At 64.3% G+C, this 16742-nt stretch carries 13 protein-coding genes and 1 pseudogene; 11 read left to right on the forward strand and 3 right to left on the reverse strand.

Going from position 1 to position 16742, the window contains the following annotated elements; translation table 11 throughout:
- The first annotated feature begins 35 nt into the window (after nt 1-35).
- Nucleotides 36-5141, forward strand: coding sequence for a DEAD/DEAH box helicase family protein (locus tag ACIQJ2_RS31645; protein WP_137935196.1), 5106 nt, complete (start codon nt 36-38; stop codon nt 5139-5141).
- 230 nt (nt 5142-5371) lie between these two features.
- Here ACIQJ2_RS31645 and ACIQJ2_RS31650 read toward each other — a convergent pair whose 3' ends face one another.
- Nucleotides 5372-5878 (reverse strand): hypothetical protein, encoded by a 507-nt coding sequence (locus tag ACIQJ2_RS31650; RefSeq protein WP_298799508.1) that lies wholly within the window; start codon nt 5876-5878, stop codon nt 5372-5374.
- Between the two features lie 344 nt (nt 5879-6222).
- On the opposite strand from ACIQJ2_RS31650, the gene ACIQJ2_RS31655 reads away from it, so the two are divergent.
- The 5 genes from ACIQJ2_RS31655 to ACIQJ2_RS31675 all read left to right on the forward strand — a co-directional run bounded on the left by ACIQJ2_RS31655 (nt 6223) and on the right by ACIQJ2_RS31675 (nt 10876).
- Nucleotides 6223-7983 carry a ParB N-terminal domain-containing protein gene (locus ACIQJ2_RS31655; protein WP_137935199.1) on the forward strand — a complete coding sequence of 587 codons (1761 nt, stop codon included), beginning with the start codon at nt 6223-6225 and terminating at the stop codon, nt 7981-7983.
- A gap of 91 nt (nt 7984-8074) precedes the next feature.
- Nucleotides 8075-8524, forward strand: coding sequence for a hypothetical protein (locus ACIQJ2_RS31660; RefSeq protein ID WP_137935200.1), 450 nt, complete (start codon nt 8075-8077; stop codon nt 8522-8524).
- Nucleotides 8521-9411: a DUF7007 domain-containing protein gene (locus tag ACIQJ2_RS31665; protein ID WP_137935201.1), complete on the forward strand. Its 891-nt coding sequence runs from the start codon at nt 8521-8523 to the stop codon at nt 9409-9411. The genes ACIQJ2_RS31660 and ACIQJ2_RS31665 overlap by 4 nt, the downstream gene beginning before the upstream one ends.
- The gene (locus tag ACIQJ2_RS31670; protein ID WP_137935202.1) at nt 9408-9731 is read left to right on the forward strand and encodes a hypothetical protein; all 324 of its coding nucleotides are present in this window, start codon (nt 9408-9410) and stop codon (nt 9729-9731) included. The genes ACIQJ2_RS31665 and ACIQJ2_RS31670 overlap by 4 nt, the downstream gene beginning before the upstream one ends.
- Before the next feature lie 560 nt (nt 9732-10291).
- Nucleotides 10292-10876 (forward strand): hypothetical protein, encoded by a 585-nt coding sequence (locus ACIQJ2_RS31675; protein ID WP_137935203.1) that lies wholly within the window; start codon nt 10292-10294, stop codon nt 10874-10876.
- A 37-nt stretch (nt 10877-10913) separates the two neighbouring features.
- On the opposite strand, the gene ACIQJ2_RS31680 is transcribed toward ACIQJ2_RS31675, so the two are convergent.
- Nucleotides 10914-11387 carry a type II toxin-antitoxin system VapC family toxin gene (locus tag ACIQJ2_RS31680; protein ID WP_137935204.1) on the reverse strand — a complete coding sequence of 158 codons (474 nt, stop codon included), beginning with the start codon at nt 11385-11387 and terminating at the stop codon, nt 10914-10916.
- Nucleotides 11384-11635 carry a type II toxin-antitoxin system Phd/YefM family antitoxin gene (locus ACIQJ2_RS31685; protein ID WP_298799596.1) on the reverse strand — a complete coding sequence of 84 codons (252 nt, stop codon included), beginning with the start codon at nt 11633-11635 and terminating at the stop codon, nt 11384-11386. Before ACIQJ2_RS31685 ends, ACIQJ2_RS31680 begins: the two co-directional genes overlap by 4 nt.
- Before the next feature lie 313 nt (nt 11636-11948).
- Between ACIQJ2_RS31685 and ACIQJ2_RS31690 the strand changes: the two genes are divergently transcribed.
- The 5 genes and pseudogenes from ACIQJ2_RS31690 (at nt 11949) to ACIQJ2_RS31710 (ending at nt 16485) form a co-directional block, all read left to right on the forward strand.
- Nucleotides 11949-12875: an ArdC family protein gene (locus ACIQJ2_RS31690; protein ID WP_137935206.1), complete on the forward strand. Its 927-nt coding sequence runs from the start codon at nt 11949-11951 to the stop codon at nt 12873-12875.
- Nucleotides 12875-13423 (forward strand): hypothetical protein, encoded by a 549-nt coding sequence (locus ACIQJ2_RS31695; protein ID WP_137935207.1) that lies wholly within the window; start codon nt 12875-12877, stop codon nt 13421-13423. Before ACIQJ2_RS31690 ends, ACIQJ2_RS31695 begins: the two co-directional genes overlap by 1 nt.
- A pseudogene (locus tag ACIQJ2_RS31700) lies at nt 13423-14366 on the forward strand (hypothetical protein). Before ACIQJ2_RS31695 ends, ACIQJ2_RS31700 begins: the two are co-directional and overlap by 1 nt.
- A 589-nt stretch (nt 14367-14955) precedes the next feature.
- The gene (locus ACIQJ2_RS31705) at nt 14956-15246 is read left to right on the forward strand and encodes a hypothetical protein (protein WP_292870240.1); all 291 of its coding nucleotides are present in this window, start codon (nt 14956-14958) and stop codon (nt 15244-15246) included.
- Between the two features lie 927 nt (nt 15247-16173).
- Nucleotides 16174-16485, forward strand: coding sequence for a DUF736 domain-containing protein (locus ACIQJ2_RS31710; protein WP_137935209.1), 312 nt, complete (start codon nt 16174-16176; stop codon nt 16483-16485).
- Nucleotides 16486-16742: the final 257 nt, after the last annotated feature.

The raw sequence follows: 16742 nt of genomic DNA on the forward strand, positions 1-16742 counted from the left end.
GGCGATGGCGCACGCCTGCTCACAAGGAGATTTCGATGAGCAACGATCCTTTCACGCTCGATATGTTCGGCAACACCGCGCTGACATCCGGTCTGGGCCTCGGTATGTCCGCCTTCAGCGGCCACGATCCCTTCGGCGCCAATGACGACGATCCGGACCCGACGCCACCCGCCCCTGCCCCGGCTCTGCCGATCACCGCGGCGCGCAAGCCGGCCCCGCGCAAGCAGGGCGCGCGCAGCAATTTCTACCTCGACGACGAGGGCCGCGGTCTCGCCGCCGGCTGGAAGGAGCGAGCGAAGGCGAACGTCGCCGCCATCCTGATCGCCGGCGAAATCGAAAAGCAGGACCGCCCGGCGACATCAGAGGAACAGCGGAAACTCATACGCTTCACCGGCTTCGGCGCATCGGAGCTGGCGAACGGCATGTTCCGCCGGCCGGGCGAGGTGGAGTTCCGCGAGGGTTGGGACGATCTCGGCAGTTCGCTGGAGGCGGCCGTCAACGATGCCGACTATGCCTCGCTCGCCCGCTGCACCCAATATGCGCATTTCACGCCCGAATTCATCGTCAAGGCGATGTGGGCCGGGCTCCAGCGTCTCGGCTGGCGCGGTGGCCGCGTGCTGGAGCCGGGCATCGGCACGGGGCTGTTCCCCGCGCTGATGCCGCCGGCCTATCGCGCCAACAGTTGTGTCACAGGCATCGAGCTCGATCCGGTCACGGCGCGCATCGTCCGGCTGCTGCAGCCGAAGGCGCGCATCGTCAACGGCGACTTCGCTCGCACCGATCTCGGCGTCGTCTATGACCTTGCCATCGGCAACCCACCCTTCTCCGACCGGACCGTCCGCTCGGACCATCACTATCGACCGCTTGCGCTGCGTCTGCACGACTACTTCATCGCCCGCTCAATCGACCTCTTGAAGCCCGGCGGGCTGGCAGCCTTCTTGACGAGCAGCGGCACCATGGACAAGGCAGACGCGACGGCGCGCACGCATATCGCAAAATCGGCCAATCTCGTCGCCGCCATCCGACTGCCCGAGGGCAGCTTCCGCCGTGACGCCGGTACGGACACCGTCGTCGACATCCTCTTCTTCCGCAAGCGCAAGATCGCCGAGGCGCAGGACGACGTTTCGTGGCTTGAGATCGACGAAATCCGCCCGGCTACGGATGACGAAGGCGCCATCCGCGTCAACCGCTGGTTCGCCGACAACCCCGACATGGTTCTCGGCACCCACGCGCTGACCTCCGGTCCATTCGGCGAAACCTATACCTGCCGTCCCCGCGTCGGCGAGGATCTTGCCGCGTCGCTGAACGCTGCCGTCGGCCTCCTGCCGGAAAACGTCTATGACGGCGAGCCGACCGAGATCGATCTCGATCTCGAGGAGGAGCTGGCCGAGATTGTCGACCTGCGGCCCGGCAACGCCAATGTTCGCGAAGGCAGCTACTTCATCGACAACAGGCAGGGCCTGATGCAGATCGTCGACGGTGCGCCCGTCGTGATCAAGGTCAGGAAGGGCCGTACCGGCGACGGTCTGACGGAAAAGCACGTCCGTACCATCCAGAAGCTGATCCCGGTTCGCGACGCGGTGCGCGAGGTGCTGAAGGCCCAGGAGACCGGCCGGCCATGGCGCGACCTGCAGGTCCGGCTGCGCATCGCCTGGTCGAGCTTCGTCAGGGATTTCGGGCCGATCAATCACACGACCGTCAGCATCACCGAGGACGACGAGACCGGCGAGACCCGCGAGACGCATCGCCAGCCGAACTTGCAGCCCTTCCGGGATGACCCGGATTGCTGGCTGGTCGCCTCCATCGAGGACTACGACCTCGACACGGATACGGCCAAACCCGGTCCGATCTTCACGCAGCGCGTCATCGCGCCCCCTGCCCCACCGTTGGTGACGAATGCCGGCGACGCGCTTGCCGTCGTGCTCAACGAGCGCGGCCGCGTCGACCTCGACCATATCGCCGAGCTTCTCCACTGCGACCGCGACAAGGTGGTCGACCAACTCGGTGACACCGTGTTCCAGGATCCGGCCGACGGCGCGTGGCAGACCGCCGACGCCTATCTCTCCGGCCCGGTCCGCACCAAGCTTGCCGCAGCTGAAGCCGCCGCGGCGCTCGATCCGATCTTCGAGCGCAATGTCCGCGCGCTTCAGGCGGTGCAACCCGCCCCTCTCCGTCCCTCGGATATCACCGCGCGGCTCGGTGCGCCCTGGGTTCCGCCCGCCGATGTCGTCGCCTTCGTCAAGGAGAAGATGGAAGCCGATATCAAGATCCACCATATGCCGGAACTCGGTTCCTGGACTGTCGAAGCGCGCCAGCTCGGCTATCGCGCCGCCGGCACGTCGGAATGGGGAACGAGCCGCCGGCACGCCGGCGAACTGCTCGCCGATGCGCTCAATAACCGCGTGCCGCAGATCTTCGACACCATCAAGGACGTCGGCGGCGAACGGCGGGTGCTGAACGTCGTCGATACCGAAGCTGCCCGCGAGAAGCTGCAGAAGATCAAGACGGAATTCGAGCGCTGGGTCTGGACCGACCCGGAGCGGACCGACCGGCTAGCCGGCGTCTATAACGAGCGCTTTAACAACCTCGCGCCGCGCAAGTTCGACGGCTCGCATCTCCAGCTGCCAGGCGCCTCCGCCGCATTCCAACTCTACGCGCACCAGAAGCGCGGCATCTGGCGCATCATCGCCGATGGCGCGACCTATCTCGCCCACGCCGTCGGCGCCGGCAAGACGATGACCATGGCCGCGGCGATCATGGAACAGCGCCGTCTCGGCCTGATCGCCAAGGCGATGCTGGTCGTACCAGGCCATTGCCTTGCCCAGGCCGCCCGCGAGTTCCTGGCGCTCTATCCTTCCGCCCGCATTCTCGTCGCCGACGAGAGCAACTTTACGAAAGACAAGCGGGCGCGCTTCCTGTCACGCGCGGCGACGGCAACCTGGGACGCGATCATCATCACCCATTCAGCCTTCAGGTTCATCGCTGTCCCCTCCGCCTTCGAACAGAGCATGATCCAGGACGAGCTGCAGCTCTACGAGGATCTGCTGACCCGGGTCGAGCCCGACGACCGTGTCTCGCGCAAGCGTCTCGAACGGCTGAAGGAGGGTCTGGAGGAGCGGCTGACAGCGCTGGCTACCCGCAAGGATGATCTGCTGACCATCTCGGAAATCGGCGTCGACCAGATTGTCGTCGACGAGGCGCAGGAATTCCGCAAGCTATCCTTCGCCACCAATATGTCGACGCTGAAGGGCATCGATCCGAACGGCTCGCAACGCGCATGGGACTTGTTTGTAAAGTCTCGGTTCCTCGAAACCAAGAACCCCGGCCGCGCGCTCGTACTCGCCTCCGGCACGCCGATCACCAACACGCTTGGCGAGATGTTCTCCGTCCAGCGCCTGCTCGGCTACGACGCTCTCCATGAACGCGGCCTGCATGAATTTGATGCCTGGGCATCGTGCTTCGGCGACACGACCACGGAACTGGAAATCCAACCGTCCGGCAAATACAAGCCGGTCAGTCGCTTCGCCTCCTTCGTCAATGTTCCGGAACTCATCGCCATGTTCCGGGCATTCGCGGACGTGGTGATGCCCGCCGATCTCCGTGAATATGTGCGTGTTCCGGCCATCTCCACCGGCGGGCGCCAGATCGTCACCGCGACGCCCACCGCGGCATTCAAGATGTACCAGCAGATCCTCGACAGCCGCATCAAGGCGATCGAGATGCGCGAGGGGCCGGCGCAGCCCGGCGACGATATCCTGCTTTCCGTCATCACCGACGGTCGCCATGCCGCGATCGACCTGCGCCTCGTCATGCCCGCCAACGACAATGAGCCCGACAACAAGCTCAACCTGCTTGTCCAGAACGCCTTCCGCATCTGGCAGGAAACGGCGGACCAGGTGTTCGTGCGGTCGGACGGCAAGCCCTATGACCTGCCGGGCGCCGCGCAGATGATCTTTTCCGACCTCGGTACGATCAACGTGGAAAAGACGCGGGGGTTTTCGGCCTATCGCTGGATCCGCGACGAGCTGGTCCGGCTCGGCGCGCCCGCCAGCGAGATCGCCTATATGCAGGACTATAAGAAGTCCGAGGCCAAGCAACGCCTGTTCGGGGATGTCCGCGCGGGCAGGGTGCGCTTCCTGATCGGCTCCTCCGAGACGATGGGCACTGGCGTCAATGCCCAGCTCAGGCTGAAGGCACTCCATCACCTCGATGTGCCGTGGCTGCCGTCGCAGATCGAGCAGCGCGAGGGCCGCATCGTCCGGCAGGGCAACCAGCATGATGTCGTCGACATCTTCGCCTATGCGACGCAGGGTAGCCTGGATGCCAGTATGTGGCAGAACAACGAGCGCAAGGCCCGGTTTATCGCCGCGGCCCTCTCCGGCGACACGTCGATCCGTCGGCTGGAAGATCTCGGTGAGGGTGCCGCCAATCAGTTTGCGATGGCGAAGGCCATTGCCAGCGGCGACGAGCGCCTGATGAAAAAGGCGGGTCTGGAAGCCGACATCGCCCGCCTCGAGCGCCTGCGCGCCGCCCATGACGACGATCTCTTCTCGGTGCGCCGGCGGCTGCGGGAGGCCGAACGCGATATCGAGGTCGCGACGCGCCGGATCGACGAGATCGGCAAGGATATCGCGCGGCTGGTACCGACAGCAGGCGAGGCTTTCACGATGACCGTCCTCGGGGAGCGACACGTTGAGCGCAAGGACGCCGGGCGCGCGATGATGAAGGAAATCCTCACGCTGGTCCAGCTTCAGCAGGAGGGCGAGGCCCAGCTCGGCTCGATCGGCGGCTTCGACGTCATCTACGAGGGCGAGCGCTTCGGCAAGGACGGGTATCACTACCGCACCGTCCTGCAACGCACCGGCGCCGACTACGAGGTCGATCTGCCAGTGACGGTCACACCGCTCGGTGCAATCTCCCGTCTCGAACATGCGCTCGATGATTTCGAGGGCGAGCGTTACCGCCAGCGCCAGCATCTGGAAGACGCCAACCGCCGGCTCGCCTCCTACCGCGCGCACGAAACCGGCACTTTCGCCTTCGCCGACGAACTCGCCGCCAAGCGCCGGGAATTGGAGGAGGTCGAGGAGGTGCTGGCCGCTGAAGCCCGCGCCACCGCCGAGCCTGTCGCGCAAGCGGCGTAATGCCGGCGACGATCATGGCGGGAGCAACGCAGCCGCCGCATAGCTGCGTTGCACAATAAATGTTTTCCAGACGGTCAAGAAACGGGCATTATGCTCGCAGTTGATGCACATGGCGGTTTTCTCCTCCCAGTGCCCGCCGCGTCAGCTGTTCCCCTCTGGAGGTTTCGACCTTCACACTTCAATGGGCCGCGTTTTCGCAGGCCCATTTTTTTTGCTCAGGTTTCGGCCGGTCACATGCGCGATGCTGCCAACCGCGCGATCTCGACCGTCGCATCGTATCCGATCCCGTTCGTCGTGATCGTGACGTCGTCTTTCCCCTTGAACAGATAGACGGCATAATAATCCGTCTCGTTCTGATCGAGCTTTAGCCCCCAGGCGCTGTCGCCGACATCCGGTACCTCGACGATTTCTCCCGGCTTAGCTTGCGCCTTCTGGCCTGCGATCATCTGGTCGAAATACGCCCGCTCGCTGCCGGCCGGCACGCCCTGGCTTTCTCCTGCAAAATACATCACCTGCGCGTAGGCATCGGCCCTCCCGCCCTGCCAGGAGCAGAGATTGGCGCTTGTCTCGCGTATCGTCGCCGGTGCGCCGATGAACCGCTCCATCTCGGCGCCCGTCACCTTCTGGCAAGCAATCACGTCAGGGTTGACGCCCGCCGGTGGCTGTGCCGCGCCATCTGCGGCCAAGGCAGGCGCTACCGTTGCCAGCGCAAATATCATTCCCGTGGTGGTCCGCACGCTCTCTCCTTCAATTCGACTGGCGACGATGCTCGCCGTCAATCCGGGCGAGAACATGGTCGATGGCGAAAGGACGGAAAGGGGAAGAAAAGGGAGAAAAAGGAGGGAAGGAATCCGATCGCAGATCGGTCCTCCCGCCGGCGCTTCGCTCAACCGCCGCCTGCGCATCCCGGCAACTCGTCCTTCGCAGGGCCGTCGGCCCCGCTTGTCCTTCGTCGCAGGGACGCTCGGCGGCAGTTGCGCCGGTCCGGCCGCCCCGCGGTCCGGGAGGTGTCTTCGGAAAAAAGAAGACACGAGAAGGACCGGCAAGAGGGCCGCGTCCGTACCCCGGAAAGGAATATCCCATGCGTGTTGCTGTCGTCGATCCCCGATTGCTCAAGGACAACCCCGACAAGGCTCGCCAGTCGAAATCGTCGCCCCAGGCCGATGCCTTGATGGTCGCCACGATAAAGGCGGTCGGCATCATCAATCCTCCGATCGTTTTCGCCGAACCCGGTGGTGGAAACGGCCTCATCATCGACAACGGCCATCGCCGCCGGGACGGGGCGATCGCCGCCAACCTCGACGAAATCAAGGTGCTGGTCATCGAGGCGGCGAACGACAATGGGGCGATGCGCAACATGGTCGAAAACATCGCACGCGAGAATCTCAATCCCGTCGACCAATGGCGCGGGGTCGAACGCCTCGTCGCGCTCGGCTGGACCGAGGAAGCCATCGCACTGGCGCTTGCCCTCCCCGTCCGCCAGATCAAGAAGCTCCGCCTGCTTGCCAATCTCTTCCCCAGTATGCTGGAGCAGATCGCGCTGGGCGACATGCCGAGCGAGCAGCAACTTCGCATCATCGCCGCCGCCAGCGTCGAAGACCAGGAGTCGGTCTGGAAGGCGAGCAAGCCGAAGAAGGGCGATACGGCGCAATGGTGGTCGATCGCCAACGCTTTGAACAAGAAGCGCATGTATGCGCGCGATGCCAGCTTCGGCGATGACCTTGCCGCATCCTATGGCATCGAATGGTTGGAGGACCTCTTCGCTCCTGCGAACGAGGATAATCGCTACACGACAAATGTCGAAGGCTTCCTTGGCGCACAGCACGAGTGGATGACATCGAACCTTCCGAAGCGCGGCGCGATTGTCGAAGTCAACAGCTATGGCCAGCCGGAGTTGCCAAAGAAGGCCGAGCGCGTCCATGGCAAGGCGCTGAAGTCAGACCGCACGGCAATGTATCTCGACCGTGAGGGCAAGGTCCAGTCGATTGTCTACCGGCTGCCCGACGAAAAGAAATCGACGGTCAAGGGCGGCACGGCAACGATTGGTGGCACCGGCGGCGACGAGCCCATCGTGGCGTCCAAGCCGCGTCCGGACGTGACGCAGCGTGGTCACGACGTGATCGGCGATTACCGCACCGACGCGTTGCACGAGGCACTCGGCCGCGCGCCGATCGAGGATGACACGCTGATGGCGTTGCTGGTCCTCGGCTATGCCGGCACCAACGTCCGCGTCGATTCCGGCGCCGGTGGCGCGATGTTCGGCGGAACCCGCTTCAACCGGCACGCGGCGATGCTGTTCGACGACGACGGGAAGTTCCTGTTCGACCTGGACACCCTGCGGATTGCCGCGCGCAAGACGCTCATCGACGTCCTGTCATGCCGTCGCGGCATGTCGAACAGCGGTGTCCTGTCCCGCGTTGCCGGCGGGGCCATCGGGGCGGATGCCTTCCTTCCGAACATGGGCACCGTCGATTTCCTCGAATGCCTTTCTCGTCAGGCACTCGAAACTTCCTGTAGCGAAGCGTCGGTCTCGCCGCGTCAGCGCGTTCGCGAAACCCGCGCGGCGCTGGTCGAGCATTTCAAGGAGGGGCACTTCGTCTACCCCGCTGCCCGGTTCGCGCCGGAGCTGTCCGAGCTTTCCGAGATCCTCAAGGCCCGCGGCATTGCTGCGGAGGACGACGAACAAACCGAGGACGATCAGGCTGAGAGCGATGGCGAAGAGGCCTCCACCACCGAAGCTACCCCGGAGGTGATCGACGACGCCGCGCAGGCGGACGGCGACACCCAGACGGAGGAGACCGTCATCGAGGACGACACCGCCTATTCGGTCGCCGCTGAATAGGCCGCCGCACTTCCCTTTCCCGCTCGACACCTCCGCCGGCACCACCGGCGGCGGAGGTGTGTCCGGCAACCCGATCCTGCAGGAGAACGCTATGAATGCGGACCTGATCATCTCGCTCGCGCCCATCGGTTCCGTCGTCGAATGGTCCGACGGAGCCCCCCGTCCCCCAGAGCACCACGTCGCGACGCTCTATCACTGGAATCACAACAACGGCGCCGGTCTTCTCGTCCGCAAATGCGGCGAGACTGGTCCGGATCATCCCGGCGCCCAGCCCTTTTTTATGCTCCGCTGTGAGGACGACCTTCGCACGTTTTCCGTCGGCCTTACCTATCGTTTCCGAATTGCCTCCCGCCCGAAGATCGGATCGATCCGGATCTTCGAGCGGGACGATCCCGCCGCCCTGATGCTTCATCTTGCCGATGACTGGGACGCCGCCCGCGCCTGGCTCACCGACAACACCGCCTTGTCCGACGCATTCACGGTTGAAGTCACGGCCGACGAGCTGGCGGCTGATCATGTCGAGGGGAGGACGGCGGCATGAACCCGATCGATCTTCCCGACGATTCTGCTTCGGCCCTTGAGGATACAGGGGTCGAGTTCGGCTCCAGCAGTGAGGGCTTTCCGGTCGCCCGACTGGGCGATCTCCTGCTCGCCATGCTGCCACGCTCGACCGGCGGCGGGTTCCTCGCCAGCGCATGGCGCCTGGCACGACCGCTATCGACGTTGCGGCGCGAGGATTTCTACGAACACGACGGCGAACTTGCCAATCCGGCCGCATTCCGGGCGCGTGTTCTGGAAACCGCGCAGCATAGGCGCGAATTGTCGAGGCTTCAGCGTCTCCAGACCAGGATGGTCTGCAGCACGCCATGGGGGTCTTCACAGCTTGCGACGATCTATGCCGAGGGCATCGCCGCGCACATGACCGCCGGACATGGCGGCTTTCGCCTCTCGGCCGAGCGAAACAAGCGGATCATTCCGTCTCTTCGGATCGGTTCGGGTTGGTACGAGGAGGATGAAGCCTGGGCGATTGTCGCCCTCACCTTCCCCGAGCTGTTTACGAGCTACGAGCGCGCGCTCGCGGATCGCACGATCCGGGACAAATGGCCGGACGAATGGGAGGCGATCTTCGGACGTCCGCTTCAGCCAGGAGAATCGAGCGGCAAGGACCGCCGAGACTTCGAGCACCGTCATGACGGCGACTGGATCGTCGCGTTGGCGATCACCTCCGGCCATCATCCTGGCATGGTCGAAGTGGTGGCCATCCTCGGCGGTCGACGTGGCGCCAATACCATGGAGCGGCGGTTCCTGGTGCCGAAGCCTGAATACGAAGGACGCGGACCGTTCGGCTTCGTCATCGATGAGGGGCGTCATGCCGCCTATGATGGCCCGTCGTCCTTCGTCGGATGGGAGCGGAGGAAAGCGTCATGAACTTGCTTTCCGATTGCCGCTCGCTCCTGTCCCGCATGGAAGAGGCACGCCGGCAGACACAGCACCAGCTCGACCTGATCGACCGGCAGATTATCCGTCGGATGACAGCGGTCATTCCGCACCCGCATCCGCGCCGGCGCTCCTATCGGCGAGGCCAGCCGCCGGAGCCCGGAGCCTTCCTCGCCCGGTATCGCGCCAACCTCGCCGCGATCACGGCCGAGCGGCAGCAGGAGATCGATGCGCTATCGCGCAAGCTCGCCCGGCAGGACCGGGCAATCGCGGCACTGCGCGAGCGACCCGGCGGGCGGACATCGCCATGATTTTCTCCCGCGACCGCTGCGGCGAAACCCGGCCGGACCATCCGGTCACCCGCGTCCCCTGCCCTACCTGCATGGTTGGCGTCGGAAGGTGGTGTTGCCGGCCGTCCGAGCATCGCGCCGCCGGCCCTCGCACTGCGTTCCGGCCCGATCGTCGTCAGGTATCTGGTTCGACCGGACCGGACACGACCATGCGTGGCTGATCGGCGCATGAGGGTGTGAGTGTGCGGACGCTCTTGACCGTCGATTACCTTTCGGTTCCAGCGATGAGCCAACCCCTTGCCGGAGCACCCTTCGGTTCAGCACGGTCGTAATCCGGCGGCCGGTCGTTTCAAGGCCGCTGCGCGCCGCGTTGCGGCCGGTTCACCCTCCCTTCGCAAGGCGAGCCCGCGTCCCGCGCAGGGGCTGTGCCCCCGCTTGTCCGCAAGCCCGCCTTTCGCGCTCAGGCGCCCCGGACCTATGAAAGCGACCGTCTGACCGCCGGCTTTTCTCGACCGCACCGAAGGGCGCTCCGGCAAGGGGTCGGCGCAAGCCTTCGGAAGAAACCGAAAAGGAAATCGAAAATGGCCAAGTCAGCAACCTCCCGCCCGTCCGCCCGCGTCGTCCAGCTCCGCAAGGGTGCAACCCTCGAAATGGTCCGGCTCACCTGCCCGGATGCCGCCCAGGCGATGCGGATCGCCGAAAGCTTCGGGACCGCCGTCGTCGACGGCGACGGCGTGCGCGACACGCATGAACGCCTGATCCTCGAAACCGTCGATGCTCTATCCGAAGGCCTCGGTGAGCGCGCGATGCAGATCCACCTGCAACGCATCGTCGGAGCCTTCGTCGGATCCGCCCATGGCGCTGGCCAGTTCTACTCGCGCGCCGTGACCGAAGCCCGCGATGCCACGGCCAAGGCCGCCAGCGATGCCCGTGACGACGACCGCGATGGCATTGTCGGTTACGACAGTTCCGCCCAGCGCAAGCGGGAATTTGCCGCCGACATGGGTATCCAGGCATTCTCGCTCCGCATGGCCGCCGAAGGCGCGGTTGCGGCCTACGAACACGCTGTCGGGGAAGCCTGGAAGCCCTTCGATCGCCCGATCGACAATCCTGGTCAGACCCTCGACCGCAAAGCGGCCGAAGCGCAGATGGACGCGCTCGGTTGAGCGATCAGGTGGGGCCGCGGCCCCACCATTTCCGTTGCTACCGGGGCCTATTGGCCCTTGGACTCAGCGGAAACTTGGCCGGGTCATCGGTCCATGGATCGAAAATTGCCGCGCCCGAGTGGCGCGTGTCTTTCACGTTGCGCGTGACGAGATAGAGCTCGTATTCGATCGCGGTCGCTGCCAGCATCGTATCGATCACGGGCGGTGGATGCCCAGTGTCCTTTTTGACTTCTCCCGAAATGCGTCCCCACAACCGCACGGCCTCGTCGCGCAGGGAAAGCACACGATCGCCAAACCGATCCGCAAGAGCGTCCCGCGACGCGATATAGCGCGAGCGGTCGGGATGGTCGTTTGGCAGGTTATGAATTCCCTTGTCATACTCGGCGAGTGTCAGGATGCTGAGATAGAAAGTCTCTTCGTCTTGACCAGTCGCCCATGCTTTTACGGAGGGAGCGCCCTGCGGGTTGGTCAGCGCGGCCACCACATTGGTATCGAGCAGCCATCCCCTCACAGCTCGACATCCCGGCCAAGGTCGTCGTCGCGTTCAAGATCCAGGCCCCCGAGATGCAACGCCTCCATGAAGTTGACGAACGGTACGCGTGGCGTAGCCGGTGTCAGGCGCTCGAATTCTTCGACGCTCATGATGACAACCGCATCATGTCCCCGAACGGTTACGCGTTGGGGACCGTCCTCACGGGCATGCCGGACAACCTCGCTGAAGCGCGCTTTCGCGTCCTCGAGTTTCCACCGCCCGCTCATTGTCGGGTTCACTGATCTGTTCGTACCTGAAAGTTGTGTTTGCTTGCCCATTCGTTCCACCTAGTCAGATGGTCAGATATATAGCATGTCCTTCGTTCCGACACCAGATCGAACCTGAAAAGGAAAGAAGAAAGGCGAGCGCCAGGCGACCCGTCCGGCTTCGGTCCTGCCGGAGCCGGGAACCCGCGCAAGGGCTTCGCCCTCCTCCACTTCGTTCCGGCGCTTAGCGTGCGCCGTGCCCCTATGGCTCCGGCTTCCGGACCGCCGTGACGGGGTCGCGATAGGCGCGACCTCTCGAACGGAGGTAAGGAAAATGAGGAAAAAGACCGAAGCGCAGCGCGTCGACATCTACACGCGCATCACCGACAGGATCGTCGAAGATCTCTCGAAGGGGGTCCGCCCATGGGTGCAGCCGTGGTGCGCGTCCAACATGGAAGGCAGGATCACCCGTCCCTTGCGGCACAACGGCCTTCCTTATAGCGGCATGAACGTCCTGCTCTTGTGGTCGGAGGGCATCGCGCGAGGGTTCTCCTCGCCGATGTGGATGACGTTCAAACAGGCGTTGGAGCTTGGCGCAGCCGTGCGCAAGGGCGAGTCCGGCGCGACCGTGGTCTTCGCCAGTCGCTTCAGCAAGTCCGAATCCGATGGTCATGGCGGTGAGATCGAGCGCGAAATCCCCTTCCTCAAGGCGTATACCGTCTTCAACGTTGCGCAAATTGACGGCTTGCCCGACCGGTACCACCACGCCGCAGCGCCAATTACCGATCCCGTCGAGCGGATCGAGCATGCCGATCGGTTCTTCCGCAACACCGGCGCGCATATCCGCCATGGCGGCGACCGGGCCTTCTTCAGCCCTGCGTCCGACCACATACAGATGCCAGTTGTCGAAAGTTTCAAGGATGCGGCCTCCTACGTGGCAACCGTGAGCCATGAGGCCACCCACTGGACGGCGCCGGCGCATCGCGTCGGCCGCGATCTCAGCCGCTACAGCAAGGATCGCAGCGAACGCGCCCGCGAAGAACTGATCGCTGAACTCGGCAGTTGCTTCCTCTGCGCCGATCTCGGCATCGTGCCCGAACTGGAGCCGCGCCCGGATCACGCATCCTACCTTCAGTCGTGGCTGCAGGTGCTCTCCGACGACAAGCGGGCGATCTTCGCTGCCGCCGCGCACGCTCAGCGCGCCGTCGCCTACCTTCACAGCCTGCAGCCGGCCGCGGCCGAAGAGCGGGAGGCAGCATAATGGCTCCCCTCCCCGCAAACCGCCTTCTGATCCTCGCCTGCTCGGCGACGAAGCGCGACGGCCCGGCCTATATGCCGGCCATCGAACGCTATGACGGCCCCCTATGGCAGACGCTGCGATCGGTGGACCCGCGTGGAGAGAAGGCGAAGGTCGCCTTTCTTTCCGCGCGCTTGGGGTTCCGTGCCGCATCCACGCCGATCGAAATCTACGACGCGCGCATGACCCCGGCGATCGCGGCCGAGATTAAGGCGGGCGATCTCGGAACGCGGTGGCCGAAGCAGAAGACCCAGCGCCGCGTCATCGCCTCCGGCGAGCATCCCGGAATGCACATCGCGACGCTGACGGGCTATGGGCGCATTCCCTTCTCGGATATCGCCCTCGTCGGCGGCCATCTTTATCTCGATGTCATGCGTCATCTCATCGATCTGTTCCGCGAGCGCGGACATATCGTCGGCGATGGGAGGATCACCGAGATCAACGGCTCCATCGGCATCATGCGGCGGGATCTTCGCCGCTGGCTTGACCGCGAATTCGCGGAGGGACGCTGATGCTCAACGCTCCGCCTGTTTTCGAGCCGGTGGGGGGAAACCCCTCCGCCATTCGCCTTCGCGCGCTGAGCCTTGGCGCTGGGGTGCAATCCACGACCCTCGCTTTGATGGCCGCCCACGGTGAGATCGGTCCGATGCCCGATTGTGCGATCTTCGCCGACACGGGCTGGGAGCCACAGGCTGTCTATGATCATCTCGAATGGCTCATGTCCGGCAACGTGTTGCCGTTTCCCGTGCATATCGTCTCCGCCGGCAATATTCGTGACGACCTGATCGGCGCCGGCGACGGCAAACGCTGGGCGTCGATCCCGGCCTTCGCAAAGACGGTAACGCCCGTCGGTGCGGCTGTCCCGGTCTACGACGAGGACGATGACGGAGAGCTGATCGAAATCGGCACACGCGCAACAGCCCGCGAGACCGTGTCGATCGGCATGATCCGCAGGCAGTGCACCACGGACTATAAAATCGTCCCGATCCGACGAAGGGTCCGAGAGCTTGCCGGCCTCGCCCGCAAGCGTTCCCCTGACCATGCCGTGGTGGAGCAATGGATCGGCATCAGCTGCGACGAGATCGTCCGGGCGAAGCCCAGCTTCGAGCCTGGCAGGTCAAGCGCTTTCCGTTGATCGAAAAGCGCATGAGCCGACGGGATTGTCTCGCCTGGCTGCGCCGGCACAGCTATCCTGATCCCCCAAAGAGCGCCTGCGTGGGGTGCCCGTTTCATGACAACGCGCGCTGGCGCTTCATGCGTGACCACGATTTTGCGGCGTGGGCCGACGCCATTGAGGTCGACCAGGCGCTACGCAATGGCATCAGCGGTATTCGCGGTGAGGTTTTTTTGCATCGCTCGTGCGTGCCGCTGGACGAGGCCGATCTCTCGACGGCGTCAGATCGCGGACAGCTCGACCTCTGGCCGAACGAATGCGAGGGGATGTGCGGTGTCTGACGACCCCCGTGAAAATCGGGGCCGCCGCTCCTGGTACGCCCCCAGACGCAACGGCCCCACTCCGCGACCACTCCCGGTCTTTCAGCGAACCGGGAGCGAGTGAAAGCTTAGCCACTCGCGATAGCTGCGGCTTTCATGAAAGTGCCAGGATATCGAAATCCTGCCATGAAATTCCAACGTCTTCGGTATCAGCCGGTGCCTGCGGTAGGGAGCCGCCCTCAACAGAGCACGGAGCGCTGCCGCGGGGGCAGTCGGTCCCGCCTCCTCTTCGAGCCGCTACGCTGAGGCTCCTGCGGCTGCCCTGTTTCCCGCGCCGGCGCGTCGAGAATTCCCGAAATCCCGGCCTCCGGCCGTCGCTATGCTCATTTCTCCGATGCTCTTCATCTCTCCAGATCTCGTCTAGCCCGCGTCGCGGCGCGTCGGCGAGATTGAGGTCCGGCCGCCGCCGGACCCGTACTTCCCGTCCCTCGTCCTGAAAGGAAAATCGATGACCAAACTGCATCCCCTCACCCAAACAGAGCACGATGCCATTTGCGATTATGCCCTGGAGCATGGGCGGTACTGGTAAGCCAGTCTGCGCGATTACTGGATGAACGCGCGAACCACAGGCGTCATGCAGGCGCTGCGAAACAGCCATGGCCCGAGCTGGTTGGTTTCGTTTTCACTGACGCGGGATGAATCTTCGGCAGGACCAATCCGTGCAATATCTGTCACCGCGGGCAATGGCGACATCTTCGAAGCGACCATGATGGGAGCCGATGATCCCTGGACGATCACCTACCCCGAAGGGCAAGACCGATTTTACGGAACCGAACTCGAGGTCCGCGCGCACATCAGGCAGCTCATCCTGTCTCGTGCGGCCGCAAAGGTCGCGCCGTAAGTCGACATGGGGAGTTACGCGGACGCTCGTCGACCTGGAGGCTGATTCTGTATCTTGTCTTTGGCCATCGCCTGCGGCGACCGCGCTCTATGCCTCCGGCACGTAGCCAGCCTTCGGCCGTCTTCGCCGATTCCGGTGACGATCGACTTGTCCGGGTCGGCGCTTCGCCACCTCTATTGTAGTCCCGGCCGCGCTGTCTTCTCCAGATGGGCGCGAACGGTCGCGCTGGCCCATGGTGATTGGCGCGGCAACCGGAAGACCAGGGAGCGCCCCGCCTTGGCAGGCGGGCTGAGCATCAGTCATCCGTTCGACGGCGGCAGCTCAGGTGAACCCGGCGGCATGGCGCTGCCAAGGTAGCAGATGACCGGAGTGCATGGAAGCGGTGCCCCTATGCCTGCGGAAGAAGAGGATTCCGTGTCATCAAGGGTGTCGTCGTCCTACCGGCATTCGAGGAAAACCCTCCGACAGCCAACGCGGAAGGAGCGATATCGTCGGCAGTGGGCTCAATCGTCTGCGGCGCCACACCGGACATATACCTGCAGCGCAGTGTCGCCGACGAGGTTGCCGGCGGGAGCGAAGAAGGCCTGACGATGACGGCCCGCCATTTTCGAGACCCTTCCGGTTTGGTCAACCCTGGCGCGGCCAACACGTCCTCGATGTGGCATGTCTGATCGGAGACCGGCTGCGCCTCGATCGTCCTCCCGCAACGGCCGTCTCCAACTTTCTTCCCCTGCCGGAACCCACCCCATTCGACAAGTCGAACAGGGACCCCGGGCCGCCGTCATTCCTCGCTGGACAAGAAAGCCGGCTCCGGCCGCCCTCCACTTCGTTCCGGCCCAAGGGGTGCGGTCCGATCGTCCCCGATCCTTTCGACAGCCATCGAGGTCGCGATGGACGCGACCCGAGCAACCCGAAAGGATCTCGAAAATGGCTATCATCGGCAACTTCTCCACCAACGGCAACCTCATCAGCGGCGCGGTCCGCACCCTGACGGTATCGATGAAGGCACGCCTGGTTCCGATCGAGCGCACCTCGCGCGACGCTCCCGACTTCCGCGTGATGGCGGGCATGGCCGAGGTCGGCGCAGGCTGGAACGCCACCTCCACCGACGGCGAACCCTACATCTCGGTCAAGCTCGACGACCCGAGCTTCAACGCCCCGATCAACGCGGCCCTGTGGCCGAGCCAGGCCGACGGCGACTACGACCTGGTCTGGAACCGCCAGAAGCGTGACGCCTGACATCGGAAGCCCCGCCTGCCAAGGCGGGGCGCTCCCCTCTTAAGATGAGCGGGAAACGGGCATCGAGCCCGCGTCCCGCTTTCCGGGTGCCATTCGGAGAGGAAAAGTCTGCTCAGTCCGTCCGAGGGTGCCATGGCGGCAGGCAGGCCTCAAGGACATCGTGGTTAGAATGCATTTCCAAGAAGTGTCCTGATTGTCTCGTTGCCGCTGCAATCATCGTGCATTTGTGAGGCCATTATCGGTGAGCTTGCACGGTG

It is taken from the genome of Rhizobium sp. NPDC092011, from assembly GCF_044756305.1.
Taxonomy (GTDB): domain Bacteria; phylum Pseudomonadota; class Alphaproteobacteria; order Rhizobiales; family Rhizobiaceae; genus Rhizobium.

Bases quoted from the DNA above. Each gene is read 5' to 3' on its own strand.
- ACIQJ2_RS31645 (WP_137935196.1), top strand. From the start codon at position 36: ATGAGCAACGATCCTTTCACGCTCGATATGTTCGGCAACACCGCGCTG.
- ACIQJ2_RS31655 (WP_137935199.1), top strand. From the start codon at position 6,223: ATGCGTGTTGCTGTCGTCGATCCCCGATTGCTCAAGGACAACCCCGAC.
- ACIQJ2_RS31660 (WP_137935200.1), top strand. From the start codon at position 8,075: ATGAATGCGGACCTGATCATCTCGCTCGCGCCCATCGGTTCCGTCGTC.
- ACIQJ2_RS31665 (WP_137935201.1), top strand. From the start codon at position 8,521: ATGAACCCGATCGATCTTCCCGACGATTCTGCTTCGGCCCTTGAGGAT.
- ACIQJ2_RS31670 (WP_137935202.1), top strand. From the start codon at position 9,408: ATGAACTTGCTTTCCGATTGCCGCTCGCTCCTGTCCCGCATGGAAGAG.
- ACIQJ2_RS31675 (WP_137935203.1), top strand. From the start codon at position 10,292: ATGGCCAAGTCAGCAACCTCCCGCCCGTCCGCCCGCGTCGTCCAGCTC.
- ACIQJ2_RS31685 (WP_298799596.1), bottom strand. From the start codon at position 11,635: ATGAGCGGGCGGTGGAAACTCGAGGACGCGAAAGCGCGCTTCAGCGAG.
- ACIQJ2_RS31690 (WP_137935206.1), top strand. From the start codon at position 11,949: ATGAGGAAAAAGACCGAAGCGCAGCGCGTCGACATCTACACGCGCATC.
- ACIQJ2_RS31695 (WP_137935207.1), top strand. From the start codon at position 12,875: ATGGCTCCCCTCCCCGCAAACCGCCTTCTGATCCTCGCCTGCTCGGCG.
- ACIQJ2_RS31705 (WP_292870240.1), top strand. From the start codon at position 14,956: ATGAACGCGCGAACCACAGGCGTCATGCAGGCGCTGCGAAACAGCCAT.
- ACIQJ2_RS31710 (WP_137935209.1), top strand. From the start codon at position 16,174: ATGGCTATCATCGGCAACTTCTCCACCAACGGCAACCTCATCAGCGGC.